Below are 19,341 nucleotides of genomic sequence, written 5' to 3' on the forward strand. Positions count from 1 at the left end.
TAGTGCAGAAGCCTTATTCTTGTTCTTGCGCTCTTCTGTGTCATAATCCTAGTTTTAAGCTCTTATGCCAATGAGCATGAATAGGCCAAGTGGGTAGAGGATGGGCTTGAAGTCAGTCACCATTTCATTAAACGATAAGCAATTTATTGCCCAAGAAGGCGATAATCTGTTAACCAGTCTATTAGCGCAGGGGGCCGATGTTCATTATGGTTGTCGGGCTGGAGCGTGTGGTGCTTGTCGTCTTTACGATGTCGATACCCAGTCTTTCGTATTGGCCTGCCAAACTCAACTTGACTCAAATCGCTCGCTTTCTAGTAAAGCGCCATTAGCATACTCGCGTTTTTCTCTTCTATCGAAAGAGTCGCACTCAGACAGTGAGCTTGCATTGCAGCTGTTAGGCCCAAGTGATGAATCCTTTGGTGACAGGGTGATTGTCTCGTTAAAGCAAGATGGACAGGCGCAAGAATGCATGGCATTAAATGCAGCAGGACAAGATCTTTTGCTCATATTATCTAGATCACGATGGTCAGAGGCAGATTGGCAAACCATCACACAACTTGAGCCAGATGATAGCTTATATTTGCAACAGGATAAGAGCATTCGAAAAGGCCGTTTATTGCACGAGTTGGGAGTAGATCAAGGCAAATGGCTGGTGGTTCTGTCCGCTCAAAATCGAGTCTATGAAGCTTATTGGCGACAAGTTTTATCCTCTTCTTCGACGGATGTTATAGGGATTATTTCATTACAGGGTAACAAGATAGAAACGTCTTTGGATTTCACTGAACAAGCTCAATGGATGACCTTTTTGACCAAAGAATTAAGTAAAGTGAGTTCTTCAGAGTTAAACATTCTGTATCATGGACAAGATATTTCCATGCAAGCTTGGCAAGACTTTTTTCGATCTCAACGCATTCGAATCCAGCAATTTCACTTTGTACGCTGAACAATTCCAATAGGGAAAATAATGAAGATTTTACACACCTCAGATTGGCATCTGGGGCAGCATTTCATGGGCAAAACCCGTCGAGAAGAACATAAAGCCTTCATTGGGTGGCTTTTGTCTGTGGTGGAGAAAGAGTCTATAGAAGCCGTTATTATCGCGGGAGATGTGTTTGATACAGGCTCACCGCCAAGTTACGCTCGAGAAATCTACCATCAGTTAGTATTAGAAATGCGTGCTAGAGCATGTCAGCTGGTGGTCATCGCGGGTAATCATGATTCGGTGAGTGTGCTCAATGAATCTAAGAGCTTATTGGCCTATCTGGATGTGCAAGTCATTTCCCAGGCAGATCTAACGGATTTAGAATCCCATATTGTGCCGCTAAAAAACCGTCAAGGTAAGGAGGCGGCTTGGTTGTGTGCTGTGCCATATTTGCGACCTAAAGACATAACGCAAAGCCAATCTGGCCAGTCTGAGCAGGATAAAAAAGAGGATCTGCTGCAGCAAATCAAAGATTTTTATTTCAGCCTTTATGAGTTGGCGACAAAGCGTAACGCAGAAAGAAAACAGCCATTGCCTATTATTGGTACGGGCCATCTTACCGCTTTTGGTAGTCAGCTCAGTGAATCTGTTCGTGATCTTTACGTGGGCACCTTGGATACCTTGCCTACATCGGTTTTCCCGCCTTTTGATTATCTTGCATTGGGACATATTCATCGCCCACAAGCCATAGGAAATAACGGCTGCTTTCGCTACTCCGGCTCACCTATTGCGCTCAGTTTTGATGAATTGGGGCGAGACAAGTCGGTGGTGATTATTGATACCACTCTATTGTCGAAAGACGATCAAGTTATGGATGACCTTTTTGCTGAGCAAGAAGAAGCTGTGGTGTTGAAAAAGGTGCCTAGATTTCAGCCCATGGTGAGCTTACAAGGTGATCTACAAAGCTTATTAACTCAGATCGATGTGTTGTCTTGTGAAGAAGGTAAAACCATCTGGCTGGAAGTGTCTGTGGTGGCGGATGAATATTTGAGTGACCTACATAAGCAATTGTTGCTAGCGGTAGAAGGGAAGCCGATTGAGCTATTAAGGGTAATGCGAAAGAAAACACAAACTGAAACCTCTATGGCCTTTACTGAGCGTCAAACCTTATCTGAGCTATCGGTTGAAGAGGTTTTCGATCGCAGTGTCACCGCCAGTTTAGAATTAAAAGATGAAGACAAAACCGTCCTGTCGCAACTTTTTATGCAGTGTCTCGAAGAAGTGAATGAACAAACCGAAGGTCATGACAAGGCAGAAGAGGACACAGTCGAATGAAGATTTGTAAGTTACGACTCAAGAACCTCAACTCCTTAAAAGGAGAATGGCAAATTGATTTTACCCAAAGCCCCTTCGATGAAGCGGGTGTCTTTGCCATTGTCGGGCCAACGGGGGCGGGTAAATCTACCTTGTTGGATGCCATTTGTTTGGCTTTGTATCACGAAACCCCCAGATTAAAAGTTTCACCTAGTCAAAATGACATCATGACCCGTCATACGGCAGAATGTCTGGCGGAAGTAGAATTTGAAGTAAAAGGGAAGGGTTATCGCGCTTTTTGGTCTCAAAGGCGAGCGCGCAATGTCAGTGATGGTAAGCTGCAGCCCATGAGCTGCGAGCTGAGCGAAATTGATGGCAGCATTATTACCACTAAGATAAACGATAAGATCGACAAGATTGCAGAACTCACCGGTTTGGATTTTGCGCGTTTTACTAAATCCATGTTGTTGGCGCAAGGTGGCTTTTCGGCATTTTTAAACGCCAAAGCCAATGAACGTGCTGAATTGTTGGAAGAGCTCACAGGGACGGAAATCTACGGACAAGTATCTAAGTGGGTGTTTGAAAAGCATAAGCAAGAAAAACAAGCGATTTCCACCTTGGAATTGGCCAGTCAGCAAACGGCTTTGATGTCCGCCGAAGACCTGCAAGGATTAAAGCAAAAAGAGGCTCAATTTGCTGAACAAGACGCACGCTTTACGCAACAAGTGGCGCTTCACCAAACCGCTTTTGACTGGCAGAAAAAGCAAACGGAGCTTAAACAACAGGAGCAGAATGCTGCGCAAGCATTGGCAGAGGTTGAGGTGTCACAGGTCGCTTTTGCGGAACAAAAAGCAGCCCTAGCCTTAGCTCAAAAAGCACAGAGCATTGAAGTCGAATACACCAAGTTAGTGGAGGTTCGTGATGCTTTGTCTCAGTTAAAACAAGATCAACAAGTCTTAGAGAAAACTAAGCAGGAAAAGCTAGAGTCTCAACAAGCGATGGAGCAAAGTCTTGCGATCAGTAAAGAAGATTTGCAAGCGGCCATGCAAGAGTCTGAGCAGTTGCAGCAACGGATTCAACATGAAATCCAGCCTTTACTCCTGCAGGAACAGAGCCTAGTCAAGCAGTTATCAGAACAGCAGGATTTGGTTGAGCAAGCTCAGAAAAAACATGAATCATGGTTAAGCGAAGAGGCGCAGCGCAGCGCATTCTTGGTTCAAACCAATAAGTCTCTTGAACAGAATCAGCAAAAACTTAATCAATACCAGGGTATGGATAAGGTTGAGGCTGAGTTGGCTAATTGGCAACATCAATTGGATAGCTTATTAAGCAACCAACAGACGTTAACGCAATCCACCTCTTTGTTGCAGCAAAAACAAAAAGCATATGATGACGCATGTGGTCAACAGCAAGAGCACATAAAGCAAGGGCAAACGGCCAGTCAAGATTGGCAAACTAAACAACAACATCATGCTCAAGTATTAAATGCCTTTCATGAGCTCACTGGCAATAAGGATTGGCAGGCTTGGTCTGAACAAGCGTTACAGGTAGAAAGGCAGTCTCAGCTTGCTCAGCAGATTGAGAATCTATTGCAGGAATATCATAGTAATGGCACTGAGCAACATCTGCTCGAAGAGAAAATTCGTCAATTAGGTAGCCAAACAAGCAGCATCAAACAAACCTTGGCGGAAGCGCGTCATGCCTATAAGGAAAAAGCCGCGCATCAGAAAACGCTTGAGCAACTGGTCGAGGCAGAGCGACATATCATTGCTTTGACCACGCTTCGTGATCAACTTAATGACGGGCAAGCTTGTCCGCTGTGTGGTTCTCAGCATCATGATTTGCATCAGGCTTTGTATCAGCAAGATTCTGGTCATCAGCAACAGCTGACAATACTGAATCAATCTTTAGAAGAATTGAAACAGCAAGGTCAAACCTTGGCGGCAGATGAGAAACTGTTAGAAAAAGAGACGGCGCTTATTGCTGACCAGTTAGTGAATTTGCAGCATCAGCAGTCACAAGGGCAACAGCAGATTTTGTTCCTGCTGGCTAATTTAGGTGTGACGCCTATCTTTGTAGAAAATAGCCAGACGGATATGCTCGATGCAGAGGCTAACCAACAACAAATAGTCCCATTTATTCAGGCTTGGAATGCACTTCAGCAGACGCAAGCCAGTGCTCAACAACAGCATAATGAGCTTATGCTGCTTGAAAAGGAGCTGCAGACCTTACAAGAGCAAAGACAAAACTACGATGCTCGTTTAGCTGAATTAGAAAGCAATGTTAAATTGGCCAAGCAAGCTTTGGAGACAGAGCAAATTCGACAAAAAGAAGTATCTACCCACATTGCTCAATCTGAGCAAGCATTACAAGAAGCAATGCAGCAAGCGGGTGTGTCACAAGAGAGAATTAATCTGTCTTTGGAGAAGGTGCTAGGTCACTTGCAGCAAAATCTTGTCGAATGGAAAGAGGTGAAAGCTTCCCAGGACCAGCTTATTCAAAGCCGTGATCAGGCCCAATTCGAGCAAAATAAACTGCAATCCTCACTCGAAGAAAGTCAGCATCATCTTCAAAATGCCAATGTTAAGCGAATTGACTTGGAAGACGAACTGACTAAGCTTCGGGCTGCTTTAAAAGAGTACTTAGGAGAAGAGACGCTAGACTCATTGCAGCACGCAATGAAACAAAAAGTGGCAAATGCTGAGCTGCAGCAACAGGATCAGCAAGCCCAGTGGCAGGCCGTTCAAGACGCTTTGTTGGCTTTGAATACTGAGCTTAAAACGATTCTAAGCAGTATAGATAAACAGCTTAAAAATGAGCAAACTCTGCTGCCTAATTGGTTAGACAGTCTTGAAAAAGTAGGCTTTGCTGATGAGAAAAATTGGCAAGCAGCACGAGTTCCTGCTGAACAATTACAGGCATGGCTGGAAAAAGATAAGGCATTGCAAGCTGCTATTACTCAACATCAAACCTTACTAAATCAGGTTAAACAAAGCTTGCAGCAACATCTTGAAACACAAAAAGATATCTCTGATGTCACCTTGTTGTCGTTGAATCTGGATGCGTTAAAAACAAAACGTGATGAAGTACAGACTCAACAGCAAGCATTACATCGTGAATGGGGTGTGGTGACTGAGCAGCTAAAACAAGAGGAGCAGCGCAGTAAACAAGTGGCGGGTTTGCTTGAGCAATTAGATAATAAGCGTGCGGATTTCATTCATCTAGAGCGCCTTAATTATGTGATTGGCTCAGCGGATGGTGCTAAGTTTAGACGCTTTGCGCAAAGTCTCACTTTGGATCATTTGGTGTATTTGGCTAATCAGCATCTGCAAATTTTGCATCGTCGTTATCAATTGAAACGCTGTGAGGAAGATACGCTATCCCTAGAAGTATTGGATACTTGGCAAGCCGACGCCAGCCGTGACACCAAAACCTTGTCGGGAGGTGAGTCTTTCTTGGTCAGTTTGGCATTGGCGTTGGCGTTATCCGATCTGGTTTCTCATAAAACCAGCATTGATTCTCTGTTTTTGGATGAAGGCTTTGGCACTTTAGACAGTGAAACCTTAGAGTCCGCTTTGGATGCTTTGGATAATCTTCATTCATCAGGCAAAACCATTGGCATCATCAGTCATATCAGTGCTCTTAAGGAACGTATTCCCGTGCAGATTAAATTGACCAAGCAAAGTGGCTTGGGTGTGAGTCGACTAGCGCCAGAATTTGCCGTCCATGACTCTTAGCAAAAAGTGAATGTAAACCTATAGGTGCTTGCAACTGGTGCAAAAGTTTTCCCCAGATAAATGGGAACAAGTATGTAAATAAGTTGTAAAAAATTAATAAAAACAGAATCTTAAAACTTCGTTCAATATTGAGCATCTTGACTTTACAAAGCACTGAATAGGAGCATGACATCGATTTGTTTATGTCTGATTAATCAGTAAGTTGATTGGTTATCTTTAATAAGGTGCCCAGTAAGATTGTCACTGATATCTCATACCTTGATATAGATCGTGTTTTTCAGCATTTTATAGAGAAATTAAGTAATAATGATTGTCATTGTTTTACTGGTTTTTTTTAAGGGTGTATGATGCTCTGCAAATTTTCAACTGAGCCTTGAGTAGTTTTCATGTTACGTCTTCCTTTGGGTTTAATAGCGGTATTTTTATTAACGGCTTGTAATGAGTCATCAAAATTGGATGTGGCGGCAAATTCACAGCAACAGCAAGCTGCCAACGAGTTACCTGTAGCCTTATCTGATCCCAAAGCCTTACTGGGTTCACAGCTGTTTTTTGATACTAACCTCTCAAAAGAGCGCAATCAGTCCTGTGGAACGTGTCACGCAATCGCTACCGCCTTTGTTGATAAGCGAACAGACGCCTTGGATGGTGCCGTCTCATTGGGCAGTGATGGGCAGTCTATGGGAGGGCGTAATGCGCCAACAGCCGGTTATGCCGCTTTTTCGCCGGCTTTTCATCAGCTGAGCAATGGTGAATATCGTGGCGGTCAATTCTTAGATGGACGTGCTTCTGGTTTGGCAGAGCAAGCAAAAGGTCCGTTCATTAGTCCTCCCGAAATGGCGTTGCCGGATAGTGCTGCGGTTATCGAGCGAGTAAAAGAGAACCCTTCTTATATTGAGCGTTTTAATAGTTTGTATGGTGATGGTGTATTGAACGATACGGAAGCGGGCTATAATGCTATAGCTGATGCCATCGCAACCTTTGAAAAGACTGAGCTCTTTATGCCTTTTGATTCGAGATATGATAGGGCATTACGTGGTGAAATTAAGCTAACACCACAAGAAGAATTGGGTAAAACCCTGTTTTTTTCGCAACAATTTACCAATTGTAATGCTTGCCATCAGTTACATACTTCACCCTTGAATCCTCAGGAAACCTTTACTAATTATGAGTATCGCAATATAGGTGTTCCAACTAATCCCGCTTTGTATGCGCATACAGGAACAGTGGATAGGGGGTTACTGGATAACCCTGATATTCATGACGAGAAACAAGCGGGTAAATTTAAAGTGCCGAGTCTACGTAATGTGGCTGTTACAGGGCCTTATATGCATAATGGGGTATTTAAAGACTTGCGCACTGTCGTCTTGTTTTACGATAAGTACAATAACCCTAAACGCACCATTAACCCAGAAACGAATAAACCTTGGGGGGATCCAGAAGTGGCAGCGAATATTGATTTTGAGGAACTCGAAAAAGGTCCAGCGCTACCAGATCAAAGAGTGGATGCCATTGTCGCTTTCTTGAAAGCTTTGACAGATCAACGATATGAATCTTTGTTAGAGTCTAATAGCAGGGTTAGCGCTGAGTAGCAACTCCTCATTGTTTTCATTGATAAAACTGGTCTAGTGAGGCGATTTCTGTTTACATTGGACTTTTCTTTTTTGCTAAGAAGGGTGTGAATAATGAAATATGTGCCATTAGGTCGAACTGGCTTAGAGGTTTCCCGTGTTTGTTTGGGTACCATGACGTGGGGAACACAAAACACTCAAGCGGATGCTGATGAGCAAATTGAATACGCCTTAGATCATGGCGTTAATTTTATGGATACTGCGGAAGTGTACTCCGTACCGCCAACACCAAAATCTTATGGTAAAACAGAGACCATAATTGGTGATTGGCTATCTCGTCATCCTTCCCGACGTGATGACATTGTTTTGGCGACTAAAATTGCAGGATCTGGTTTAAGTTATGTCCGTAATGGTGGTCCCATTACTGGTAAAGCTGTTGTTGCGGCCGTTGAAGATTCTCTAAAACGTTTGCAAACGGATTATATCGACTTGTATCAATTGCATTGGCCGAATCGTACTTCCCCACATTTTGGAAAACACTTTCCAAATCATTTCCGTTTTAGTGATGTAAACGCAGAAGAGCATTCCAATCAAATGCTGGACATACTGCAAGGTCTTGAAGCTTGTATAAAAGCCGGTAAGATTCGCCATTTTGGTTTGTCTGATGATACTACTTGGGGGATCAATGAATACTTGCGTCTGAGCGAAAAGCATAACCTACCAAGAGTGGCTTCAATTCAAAACGAATTTAGTCTGTTGCATGCGAAAGACTGGCCATATCTGATTGAAAACTGTGTTCACCAAGATGTGGCATATTTGCCTTGGTCGCCATTGGCTGCAGGTGCGTTAACCGGTAAGTATTTGGGTGGCGCTCGTCCTGAAGGAAGTCGTTGGAGTTATGCGCAACGTAATGGTTTATTCCGTGATACGCCAATGACAGATAAAGCGGTGTCTGCTTATGTGGATGTGGCAAAATCTTATGGTATGACAGCGGCGCAATTGGCCTTGGCTTGGTGTGATCAGGTGGATGGTGTGACATCGACCATCATAGGGGCAACGTCATTGACGCAGCTTAAAGAAGATATAGCTGCCTTTGATTTAGCGTTATCCGAACAAGCCTTACAAGATATAATGGCAGTGTTTAAAGAGTATCCTGTGCCATTCTAATGGTTGCTGCTGCTTTAATCTCTTGACGTTTTCTACTTGGCAATAAGTGAAATAAAACCGGCGCTTGCCGGTTTTTTTATACTTGATATTTCTTTCTCAAATTAAAATTGCAGATACAAAAAAACCGATGCAAGCATCGGTTTTTTAAAGAAATCGTCTAAGTGAAATTACTTAGCGTCTTTCTCGTTTTTCTCTTTCGCTGCAGCGATTACCGTTTCAGCAACGTTAGCAGGACATGGCGCGTAGTGAGCAAATTCCATAGAGAACTGACCACGACCAGAAGTAATGGTACGTAGGTGACCAATGTATCCGAACATTTCAGATAGAGGTACTTCACCTTTAATACGTACGCCAGTTAGGCCAGCTTCTTGGTCTTTGATCATGCCGCGACGACGGTTCAAATCACCAATTACGTCACCAACGTTGTCGTCTGGAGTGAACACGTCAACTTTCATGATAGGCTCAAGAAGTTGTGCACCCGCTTTTGGAATAGACTGACGGAAAGCGCCTTTAGCAGCGATTTCGAAGGCAACAGCAGAGGAGTCAACTGCGTGGTAACCACCGTCGAACAACTCGATTTCAACGTCTAGTACTGGGTAGCCGGCTAGAACACCTTGCTCCATCATAGACTTGAAGCCTTTCTCAACAGCTGGGAAGAATTCTTTCGGTACGTTACCGCCCACAACCGTTGATTTGAAAGTGAAGCCAGAGTTTGGCTCACCTGGTTTGATGCGGTAATCGATTTTACCGAATTGACCAGAACCACCAGATTGTTTCTTGTGAGTGTAAGAATCTTCAACTTCTTGCGTGATGGTTTCGCGGTAAGCAACCTGAGGCTGACCAACGATTAGATCCACACCGTAAGTACGTTTCAAGATGTCTACTTTGATGTCTAGGTGAAGCTCACCCATACCTTTCAAGATAGTCTCACCAGAATCTTGGTCTGTTTCTACTTGGAAAGATGGATCTTCTGCAACCATTTTACCGATTGCGATACCCATTTTCTCGTTACCGCCTTTGTCTTTTGGCTGAACAGCGATAGAGATTACAGGCTCAGGGAAGACCATTGCTTCAAGTGTGCAAGGGTGCTTAGGATCACATAGAGTGTGACCAGTTTGTACGTTTTTCATACCAACGATAGCGATGATGTCACCAGCTTGTGCTGAAGAGATCTCGTTACGGTCGTCGGCTTGCATTTCAACCATGCGGCCAATACGTTCAGTTTTGCCAGTTGCAGAGTTAAGGATGGTGTCACCTTTCTGAATACGGCCAGAGTAAATACGAACGAAAGTAAGGGCGCCAAAGCGGTCATCCATGATTTTGAATGCAAGTGCTTTTAGAGGTTCGTCAGCGCTAACAGTAGCCACTTCACCTGTTGGGTTACCTTCTTCATCAGTCAATTCTTGTGGATCAACTTCTGTTGGGTTAGGTAGGTAATCTACAACGGCATCAAGAACGAGTTGAACACCTTTGTTCTTGAAGGCAGAACCACAGTATGTTGGGAAGAAAGCAAGGTCACGAGTACCTTTACGGATACAGCGTTTGATCTCTTCGATAGCTGGAACTTCACCATCTTCAAGGTAAGCCATCAAGAGATCTTCGTCTTGTTCAAGAGCCGTTTCGATCAAAGTTTCATGGTATTCTTCAACCTTGTCTACCATGTCAGCTGGAACGTCTTCGATGCTGTAGTTTTCAGGAAGACCAGTGTCATCCCAAACGAAGGCTTTCTTAGAAAGAACGTCAACAACACCAACAAATTCGTCTTCTTCACCGATAGGAAGTGTCATAACAAGTGGATTGGCACCTAGTACTTTTTTAACTTGCTCAACAACTCGGTAGAAGTTAGCTCCTAAACGGTCTAGCTTGTTAACGAAAATAACACGTGCAACTTCTGACTCGTTAGCGTAACGCCAGTTCGTTTCTGACTGAGGCTCAACACCACCAGAACCACAGAATACACCAATACCACCGTCAAGAACTTTAAGCGAACGGTATACTTCTACAGTGAAATCAACGTGCCCAGGTGTGTCGATGACGTTTAGGCGGTGCTTTTTCCACTCACAAGTGACAGCAGCAGACTGGATGGTGATACCACGTTCTGCTTCTTGTTCCATAAAGTCAGTAGTAGATTCGCCATCATGAACTTCACCAGTTTTATGGATTTTACCAGTTAGTTTAAGAATACGTTCAGTTGTGGTTGTTTTACCCGCATCAACGTGGGCAAAAATACCGATATTTCTGTATTTTGATAAGTCAGCCATTACATTACTCTAAATAAGTGAGGACGAAATTTGCGCGTTATTATACAGGACTTCTCATGGAGGGCCATATATTTCGCGCTATTCTATTATATTTTAGGGGATTAAAGAAAGGGGGTAACCAGAAGCAATTTATAATTACCAGAATTAAGGCATAAAAACCTTATAAAATAAGGTGTTGCGATTAATCTTTGCGCAATTTATCTGAGATAGCGATAGGGGACGGGTAGTTTAAAATGACGACATAAGTAGATAAGGCAAAACTTAAAATGGCGGTTGCTTGAATAACATGAGAGGCCTCTTGACCCAAAAGACCAATACTTGCCGCTAAGTAAGCAATCAGTAGCGAAAACTCACTGACTTGACCAAGGCGAAAACCTGCTTCCCAAGCGGTGCTGGATTCTTCTTTCATGCCTTTTAGTAAAAAACGAAACACCACAGGTTTGATGAGCATGGCGCCTACTGCGAGGACAAATGCAGGTAGGATGACTGCCCCTAAAAGGTCTAGGTTGAAGCTTGCGCCAATAGAAAAGAAGAACAGAATTAAAAAGAAATCGCGTAGGGGTTTAAGGTGTGTTGCTATGTATTGTGAAATTGGACTGGTTGCTAAGCTAACTCCTGCAATGAAGGCACCCATTTCTGCCGACAAGCCTGCGCTCTCTGCTAACACAGCTAGGGATAAACACCAGCCAATCGACACCAGAAAAATGTACTCATGAAAACGATCAAAACGCGCGATGAGTTTCAGTAGAATGTATTTCACAAATACAAATGAGGCGGCGATTAATAGCGGTAAACCGAGTAGCGGCTTTAGGTATTGCATTAGGTTGTTTTCCGCTGTGCCTGAACTGCTGTATAGCACCAGCAAAACCGCAATGGCAATTATGTCTTGTAATAACAATAAACCAACGACCAATTCACCTGTATGTTTATGGTGGAGAACTGTGGTGGGCAGTAACTTGATACAAACAATGGTACTGGAAAACATCATAGCCACGCCAATAATCACGCTTTCCAATTGACTGTAACCGAAACCTATGGATACCAGATAGCCAAGTCCGGCAAAAATAGCGGAACTCAGTAGCGCTACCCATGACGCTTTCTTGAGCATGTTAAGCAAGTGGCTGGGCTGCATGTCCAGTCCCAATAGAAAGAGCAAAAAAATGATGCCAATGTGACTCATTTCATCCATCAACTTGGGCTCGTTGATAAGAGAAAGGGCCGAAGGACCAAAGGCAATGCCTAGTGCTATGTAGGCAAGAATCATAGGTTGTCGTGTGTATAGGGCAATGGAAGCTACGACAGCCGCTCCAGCGAAAATCAAAAAAAAGGAGTGGACGATCGACACTTCCAGCATTCTCTCTCCTGTGTTTTACCAGTTGGCGTTGGCGATTTTTTTACGTCGTAATAATGGCGCTAAAATGCCTAACAGGAGGCCGCCAAACAAGGTGACTGCACCTATGATGAACCATTTTTGCTGATGGTTTTTTTGAAGTCTCAGGCTGTTTTTCTGGGCGATGTCAGCTTGTTGTTTTAAGCTTTCGATTTGGTAGCTGACGGTATCATTTTGTGAAACAATAATTTCGGCCTTTTCCGCTAAAGCTTGTACATCTTCCAATTGTTGTTTTAGAGAGGCGTTTTCTTGTTCAAGGCTTTGTTGTGTCGAAATAAGCGCTTGATTCTCTTGTTGACTGGTTCGTAAATCATCACTGATTTCATTACGGCGCTTGATTGCTGTCGTCAATCTTTTCTGCAATTCATTGAGTTGATCGCGCGTTACCATGTCATCGGATAAGTAATAATCCGCTACCCAGCCTTCGTTGCCGCTGGGCGTTAGAACCTTGGTGTAGCCATTGGCTTGTTCGAGTACCTCAAGAGGGGTGCCGCTTTTAATGCCGCGTTCAACAGCTCTGGTGCTATTATCTTGTCCTTCTCGAATAGCAACAAATTGAATGTCAGAAACATAAGCGGTAGCTGCAGGTAGTGCAGTTGATAAAACACTGCCTAATAAGAGGCTGATTATGTGTGTCTTTGTCACGTGGTATTCCTTTCACAATGAATCTATCTTTTATAACGATAATCATGACTTAGGCAAGACGCAATAGAAAAAGGCCATCGAAATGGCCTTTTATGTGACAATTGGTTAATGTGCTTAACAATAGCAAGTAGAAATCCATTGTTTCATCTTGCTGTTCCCCGTTTAACGGCGTAAGAATATTGGCCTTGGATCCGCCACATCACCCTGGTAAGCAACGGAAAAAGGTTTGTGTAGTAATAAGGCTTTTTCCAGATCCACTTCTTCAGAAAACTGGAAACTATTGAAGCCCACACGTAACAAATAACCTAACTGGTCAGGGATGAAAGCACCAAGTGCACGCACTTCACCTTGATAGTTAAAGCGCTCGCGTAGTAGACGTGCATAACTAAAGCCACGACCATCTGCAAAGGCAGGGAAGTTAACGCCAATCACTTCAAATTGATTTAGGTCTATACCCTTAAGGATCTCAGTACCGTCACCCGCTTCTAGCCATATGCCAGCTACTTTGCCAATGGTATCTTGTTCTGCGAGCCATCTTTGAGAAGGGACTATGCTGTTGTTATTGATGCTGGCTTCTGCATCTTGCAGCCATTCAAATGGGCTTTCAGTGATGATGCCGTCTTTAATTAGTTTTGGCATATGCAGCCTCCTTAAACGGTGCGATTCCCATGCGACGGAAGGTATCAATGAAACGTTCCTCTGATGAACGGTTGTCCACATAAACCTGCATGAGTTTTTGAATAACGCCACTGATTTCTTCTTGTGCGAAAGAAGGGCCCAAGATTTTACCAATGCTAGCGTCATGACCTGATGCACCACCAATGGATACTTGGTAAAACTCTTCGCCTTTTTTGTCGACACCCAAAATACCAATGTTACCCACATGGTGATGGCCACAGGCGTTCATACAACCTGAGATATTTAGATCTATGTTGCCAAGATCGTATAGGTAATCAAGATCATCAAAAGTTTCTTGAATTTGCGCAGCGATAGGGATGGATTTCGCGTTGGCCAGAGCACAAAAATCGCCGCCTGGGCAGCAAATCATGTCGGTTAGTAGGCCTAAAGTTGGGGTTGCAAAACCCGCTGCTTTGGCTGCTTCCCACAATTCTACTAATTGATCTTGACGTACATCCGCCAATACGAGGTTTTGTTCGTGACTAACACGTAACTCACCGAAGCTGAAGCGATCGGCAAGATCGGCGGCTTTGATCATCTGTTCAGCTGTCGCATCGCCTGGAGCTTGACCGGCTTTTTTCAAGGTAAGGGTAACAATGCGATAACCTGCTTTCTTGTGCTCGAATGTATTACGCTCGTACCAACGAGCAAATCCCGCACTTTCTGCAAGTTTTGCGCTAAGCTCGGCAGGTTGATTGCTCAGTGATTCGTAAGCCGGTTCAGTAAAGAAAGAAGCCAAACGGTCAAACTCGCTCATTGGTACTGTGCTTTCTTTACCGCGTAGGTGAGCCCATTCGGCATCAACACGGCGACGGAATTCTTCAATACCAAGGGCTTTTACCAGAATTTTGATACGCGCTTTGTATTTGTTATCACGACGACCTTGCTGGTTGTATACACGGATAATGGCATCAAGATAAGTGAGTAAATCTTCACGAGGAATAAATTCACTGATGGTTACGCCAACCATGGGGGTACGTCCCAGGCCGCCACCTACAATCACTTTAAAACCAATTTCACCTGCGTCATTTTTCTTAATATGCAAACCAATGTCATGCACTTGAGTAGCTGCACGGTCAGCAGACTCAGTGGCATTGACAGCAATTTTGAATTTGCGAGGTAAGAAAGCAAACTCTGGGTGGAAGGTAGACCACTGACGAATCAACTCACAATATGGACGAGGGTCAACCACTTCATCAGAGATAACGCCAGCGTATTGGTCTGTGGTGGTGTTGCGAATACAGTTACCACTGGTTTGTACAGCGTGCATTTGTACTTCGGCCAATTCGGCGAGAATGTCAGGCACATCTTCCAGTTTTGGCCAGTTTAATTGTAGGTTTTGACGAGTACTGAAGTGGCCGTAAGCCTTGTCATATCGACGACTGATGTCTGCGAGTTTACGCAGTTGAACACTAGACAGCATGCCGTATGGAATAGCAATACGTAACATAGGCGCATAACGCTGTACGTAAAGTCCATTTTGTAAGCGCAATGGCAGGAATTCCTGCTCACCTAGCTCTTTGTTTAAATAGCGACGGGTTTGGTCGCGAAATTGGGCAACACGCTCTTCAACAAGCTGTTGGTCAATGGCGTCGTATTGATACATATTGAATTGAACCGTGATTAACAAATTTTAAGTATGCTGATACTAGCAAAAACTCTTTATTCGAAAAATGAATATTTATCTATATCTTTAGGGTTTTTCCTAATAAGGCTTATTTGAATATTTCTAATGAGAAAGGCTCTCAATAAATGAAGGAAAAATACCTTAGTTTTTTACTAGGTCTTTGGCATTATCTTCTATCTGCGGTAATATAAACCTTATTAATCGTAACCCAGTTTTTAAGGTTGTATATGAACATTATTATTACTGATGCCGCTCAAGAATATTTGGCTTCTTTGCTTGATAAACAAGGCGTAGAAGGTATGGCTGTACGTATTTTTATCCAACAGCCTGGTACGCCTTATGCTGAAACGTGTTTGGCTTACTGCCGCCCTGATGAAGTAAATCCTACCGATGAAATTTTAAATTTGCCTAAATTAAAAGTTTACGTAGAAAAAAATTCGGTGAATTTCTTAGATGAAGCATTTATTGATTATGCAACTGAGAAAATGGGTGGACAATTAACCATTAAAGCTCCGAATGCGAAAATGCCAAAAGTTACAGCTGATAGCCCAATTGAAGATCAAATTAATTACATACTGTATTCTGAAATTAATCCTGGTCTGGCTGCTCATGGTGGAGAAGTAAGTTTATTAGATGTAGTGGATGGTGAAGTCGCTATTTTAAAATTTGGAGGCGGCTGTCAGGGTTGCAGTGCGGTTGACTTAACCTTGAAAGAGGGCGTTGAGAAAACTTTGATCGAAAAAGTGCCGGGCTTGAAAGCCGTAAAAGACGCAACAGACCATACGGTAACAGAAAACGCTTTCATGTAACTGGATGATTCTGGTTTAACATAAAAAAACGCGAACTTGGTTCGCGTTTTTTATGTTTATTCAAGGCCTGAGATATTATTGGCGTTGACGCTTTGGCAAAATGTCGCGCAACGCATTCGCCATAGTGTTTAGGGCTTCTTCCGTTGTCTGCCAATCGATGCAGGCATCGGTAATTGACACACCATACTCTAGTTGGCTGATATCCGCTGGCACTTTTTGATTGCCCCAGCCAATGTTGCTTTCGATCATTAGGCCCATAATAGATTGGTTGCCTGACAAGATTTGCTCTGTTGAGTCTTCCATTACCGTGACTTGGCGCTCAGGTTGCTTATTGGAGTTCTCGTGTGAGCAATCGACCATGATGTTGTGTTTTAGCTTAGCTTTGGTTAATGCTTCTTCGCTCATGGCAACGTTTTTGGCGTCATAGTTAGGTTGACCATTTCCACCACGAAGTACTAAATGTCCGTAAGCATTACCTTTGGTGTTTACAATGCTGACTTGCCCATTTTCGTTGATGCCCAAGAAAGAGTGACCATGGGAAACAGACTGCATAGCATTAACAGCCACTGTCATGCTGCCGTCGGTACCGTTTTTAAATCCTACTGGGCCCGATAAACCCGAAGCCATTTCGCGGTGAGTTTGTGATTCAGTTGTGCGAGCTCCGATAGCAGACCAGCTAATCAGGTCTTGAATGTACTGAGGTGAAATAGGATCAAGTGCCTCAGTCGCTAAAGGCAGGCCTAATTCAGCAAGGTCAATTAGCAATTTACGACCAATGCGGATGCCTTTGTCGATGTCAAAGGTGCCATCCAAATTAGGATCATTAATTAAGCCTTTCCAGCCCACAGTCGTGCGAGGCTTTTCAAAATAAGCGCGCATGATGATGTATAAAGTATCGTCTAGTTTTTCCGACAAAGCTTTTAAGCGTTTGGCATAATCCAATGCGGCTTGAGGGTCATGAATGGAGCAAGGGCCAATGACAATTGCTAGGCGGTGATCTTTTCCATCCATAATGTTTTTGATGGTGTCGCGAGATTCAGCGACATGGTTGCTGACAGTCTCACTGATAGGCAACTCTTTTTTTAATTCAATGGGGGTAACCAGAGAATGAAAAGAGGCGATGTTTAGGTCTTCAAGACGCTTGTTACTCATTGCGGGGGATTCCTGCTTGCTGCATTTTTCATTATGGCGGACAACCATATACTTTTTTTTAAATTGAATGAACCTTTTCAATGGCATTTTCTGATTAAAAAAACAAATATTTCACACCAAATGAAAGAAGGGCGCTGGCCAATATGGGTTGCAGTACATTATTGGGTACGTGGCTGGCGATGCGTGTCCCTAAATAGATGCTAGGAATTGATCCTATTAAGAGTGCCATTAACAACAAGTAGTCCACATTGCCAAGGAATATATGACCTATGCCGGCGACTAAAGTAAGTGGTACGGCATGCGCTAGGTCTGTACCGACAATGTTCTTTGCGCGCATCAACGGAAATAGGATCATCATGATTGCTGTACCAAGTGCACCGGCACCCACAGAGGTAAGTGTGACCAGAATACCTAATATAAAACCACAGACAAAGATTAACTTGGTGCTTTGATTATCGTTAAGGTTGAGATTAAAGGTTTGAATCAATTTTTTGCGAAATAACACGACGATGGCGGTGAGTGTCAGCATCAACCCCAAAGTGGTTGTTAAGACATCTTGATAATGATCAGGCTTTTCAAATTGTGATAGCAAAAAGACGGTGATGATAGAGGCAGGTAGGCTGCCTGCAGCCATGGCGATAACAATTCGCCAATTGACATTGCCACGTTTTGCGTGCATGGCAACACCGGTACTTTTTGCGATACCAGCATACAATAGGTCTGTTCCGACTGCGATGTGAGGCGGGAAACCAAATAATAACAATAAAGGTGTCATCAATGAGCCACCACCAACACCCGTTATGCCAACGGCTAAGCCAACTACTGCACCTGCAAAAATGTACCAGATAAATTCCATTGAACCGCCATGTTAATTTGATTTAGCTGGCAACATTAGAGGTTTTTTACTATTCTATAAAGTAATATTTTCTTATGTTTTTAACTCTTTTTAGAATAAGGTAGTCGATGAAGTTACAGCAGCTTAGATATATATGGGAAGTGGCGCGTCATGACTTGAATGTGTCGGCTACTGCTCAAAGCCTTTATACCTCTCAACCTGGTGTAAGTAAACAAATTCGCTTATTAGAAGATGAGTTGGGTGTTGAGGTGTTTGCGCGCAGTGGTAAACATCTTACTCACATAACGCCAGCCGGTGAGAAAATTATCGCATTAGCAGGTGAAGTGTTAAATCAAACGCAAAATATCAAGCGTGTGGCCAGCGAATTTAGTGATGAACGAAAAGGTTCCTTGGATATAGCGACCACGCACACGCAAGCAAGATACGCTTTGCCAAAGGTGATTAATCAGTTTATTGAGGGTTATCCTGAAGTGAGTTTGCATATGCATCAAGGGACGCCAATGCAAATTGCTGAAATGGCCAATGATGGTGTGGTGGATTTTGCGATTGCAACTGAAGCGTTGGAATTATTTGGTAATTTAGTGATGTTGCCTTGTTATACTTGGAATCGTTCTGTTGTGGTGCCGAAAAATCATCCTTTGGCTGGTATGAGTGAACTGACACTAGAAGCCTTAGCAGAATATCCTATTGTGACTTACGTATTTGGTTTTACGGGACGCTCACAATTGGATAAAGCTTTCCAGCAGGCTGAGTTAGAGCCGAACGTAGTCTTTACCGCAGCGGATTCTGATGTCATCAAGACTTATGTGCGACTTGGTTTGGGGGTCGGGATTGTAGCCTCTATGGCTTATGATGAAGGCTTGGATGCAGACTTAGTGGCGTTGGACGCGTCTCACTTATTCGCTGATAGCTGCACTAAGATTGGTATTCGTAGTAATACCTTTATCAGGGGTTACATGTATAAATTCATTGAATCATTTGCACCGCATTTGACTAAAGAATTAGTTGTAGCGGCTATGGAAGCGCCAAATCGTCAGGAAGTTGAGCGTTTGTTTGAGGGTATAGAGTTGCCCCGACATTAACTCAATGTATTGAAAAAAGATTTTATTAAAAAGCACCGCTTTTGAACTGACCCCATAAAGTTGGACTCTGTTCTAAGCGGCTTTCAAGGCCTGATTCCGATACTCTATCGGACTCAGGCCTTTTAGTTTCTGC

At 43.4% G+C, this 19,341-nt stretch carries 14 protein-coding genes; 7 read left to right on the forward strand and 7 right to left on the reverse strand.

Annotated elements, in window-relative coordinates; genetic code table 11:
• The first annotated feature begins 100 nt into the window (after window positions 1-100).
• From ACXAH2_RS09120 to ACXAH2_RS09140, 5 genes are all read left to right on the forward strand, one after another.
• Window positions 101-943 carry a 2Fe-2S iron-sulfur cluster-binding protein gene (locus ACXAH2_RS09120; protein WP_475078027.1) on the forward strand — a complete coding sequence of 281 codons (843 nt, stop codon included), beginning with the start codon at window positions 101-103 and terminating at the stop codon, window positions 941-943.
• Between the two features lie 21 nt (window positions 944-964).
• A complete protein-coding gene (sbcD, locus tag ACXAH2_RS09125) occupies window positions 965-2,257 on the forward strand; it encodes an exonuclease subunit SbcD (protein ID WP_475078029.1) in 1,293 nt (430 codons plus the stop codon).
• Window positions 2,254-5,973 (forward strand): AAA family ATPase, encoded by a 3,720-nt coding sequence (locus tag ACXAH2_RS09130; protein WP_475078031.1) that lies wholly within the window; start codon window positions 2,254-2,256, stop codon window positions 5,971-5,973. The genes sbcD and ACXAH2_RS09130 overlap by 4 nt, the downstream gene beginning before the upstream one ends.
• Window positions 5,974-6,359: 386 nt before the next feature.
• Window positions 6,360-7,562 (forward strand): cytochrome-c peroxidase, encoded by a 1,203-nt coding sequence (locus ACXAH2_RS09135; protein ID WP_475078032.1) that lies wholly within the window; start codon window positions 6,360-6,362, stop codon window positions 7,560-7,562.
• Between the two features lie 93 nt (window positions 7,563-7,655).
• Entirely contained in the window at window positions 7,656-8,708 is a 1,053-nt protein-coding gene (locus ACXAH2_RS09140; RefSeq protein ID WP_475078034.1) for an aldo/keto reductase, read from the forward strand.
• A 167-nt stretch (window positions 8,709-8,875) separates the two neighbouring features.
• Here ACXAH2_RS09140 and fusA read toward each other — a convergent pair whose 3' ends face one another.
• The 5 genes from fusA to ACXAH2_RS09165 form a co-directional block, all read right to left on the reverse strand.
• Window positions 8,876-10,969, reverse strand: coding sequence for an elongation factor G (gene fusA / locus ACXAH2_RS09145; RefSeq protein ID WP_475078035.1), 2,094 nt, complete (start codon window positions 10,967-10,969; stop codon window positions 8,876-8,878).
• A 181-nt stretch (window positions 10,970-11,150) separates the two neighbouring features.
• On the reverse strand, window positions 11,151-12,323 hold the full coding sequence (locus ACXAH2_RS09150) for a cation:proton antiporter domain-containing protein (protein WP_475078037.1): 1,173 nt from the start codon (window positions 12,321-12,323) through the stop codon (window positions 11,151-11,153).
• Between the two features lie 15 nt (window positions 12,324-12,338).
• Window positions 12,339-13,004 (reverse strand): TIGR04211 family SH3 domain-containing protein, encoded by a 666-nt coding sequence (locus ACXAH2_RS09155; RefSeq protein WP_475078038.1) that lies wholly within the window; start codon window positions 13,002-13,004, stop codon window positions 12,339-12,341.
• A gap of 162 nt (window positions 13,005-13,166) precedes the next feature.
• Window positions 13,167-13,643, reverse strand: a complete 477-nt coding sequence (locus tag ACXAH2_RS09160) for a DUF934 domain-containing protein (RefSeq protein WP_475078039.1) — start codon at window positions 13,641-13,643, stop codon at window positions 13,167-13,169.
• A complete protein-coding gene (locus ACXAH2_RS09165; protein ID WP_475078041.1) occupies window positions 13,627-15,288 on the reverse strand; it encodes a nitrite/sulfite reductase in 1,662 nt (553 codons plus the stop codon). The genes ACXAH2_RS09160 and ACXAH2_RS09165 overlap by 17 nt, the downstream gene beginning before the upstream one ends.
• A 248-nt stretch (window positions 15,289-15,536) precedes the next feature.
• Here ACXAH2_RS09165 and nfuA point away from each other — a divergent pair, with 248 nt between their 5' ends.
• The gene (gene nfuA / locus ACXAH2_RS09170) at window positions 15,537-16,118 is read left to right on the forward strand and encodes a Fe-S biogenesis protein NfuA (protein WP_475078043.1); all 582 of its coding nucleotides are present in this window, start codon (window positions 15,537-15,539) and stop codon (window positions 16,116-16,118) included.
• A gap of 75 nt (window positions 16,119-16,193) precedes the next feature.
• Here nfuA and ACXAH2_RS09175 read toward each other — a convergent pair whose 3' ends face one another.
• Window positions 16,194-17,270: a 3-deoxy-7-phosphoheptulonate synthase gene (locus ACXAH2_RS09175; RefSeq protein WP_475078044.1), complete on the reverse strand. Its 1,077-nt coding sequence runs from the start codon at window positions 17,268-17,270 to the stop codon at window positions 16,194-16,196.
• 94 nt (window positions 17,271-17,364) lie between these two features.
• Entirely contained in the window at window positions 17,365-18,126 is a 762-nt protein-coding gene (locus tag ACXAH2_RS09180) for a sulfite exporter TauE/SafE family protein (protein WP_475078046.1), read from the reverse strand.
• Window positions 18,127-18,233: 107 nt separating this feature from the next.
• On the opposite strand from ACXAH2_RS09180, the gene cysB reads away from it, so the two are divergent.
• A complete protein-coding gene (gene cysB, locus ACXAH2_RS09185; protein WP_475078048.1) occupies window positions 18,234-19,208 on the forward strand; it encodes an HTH-type transcriptional regulator CysB in 975 nt (324 codons plus the stop codon).
• Window positions 19,209-19,341 lie beyond the last annotated feature (133 nt).

It is taken from the genome of Marinomonas sp. ABL3_031, from assembly GCF_056161265.1.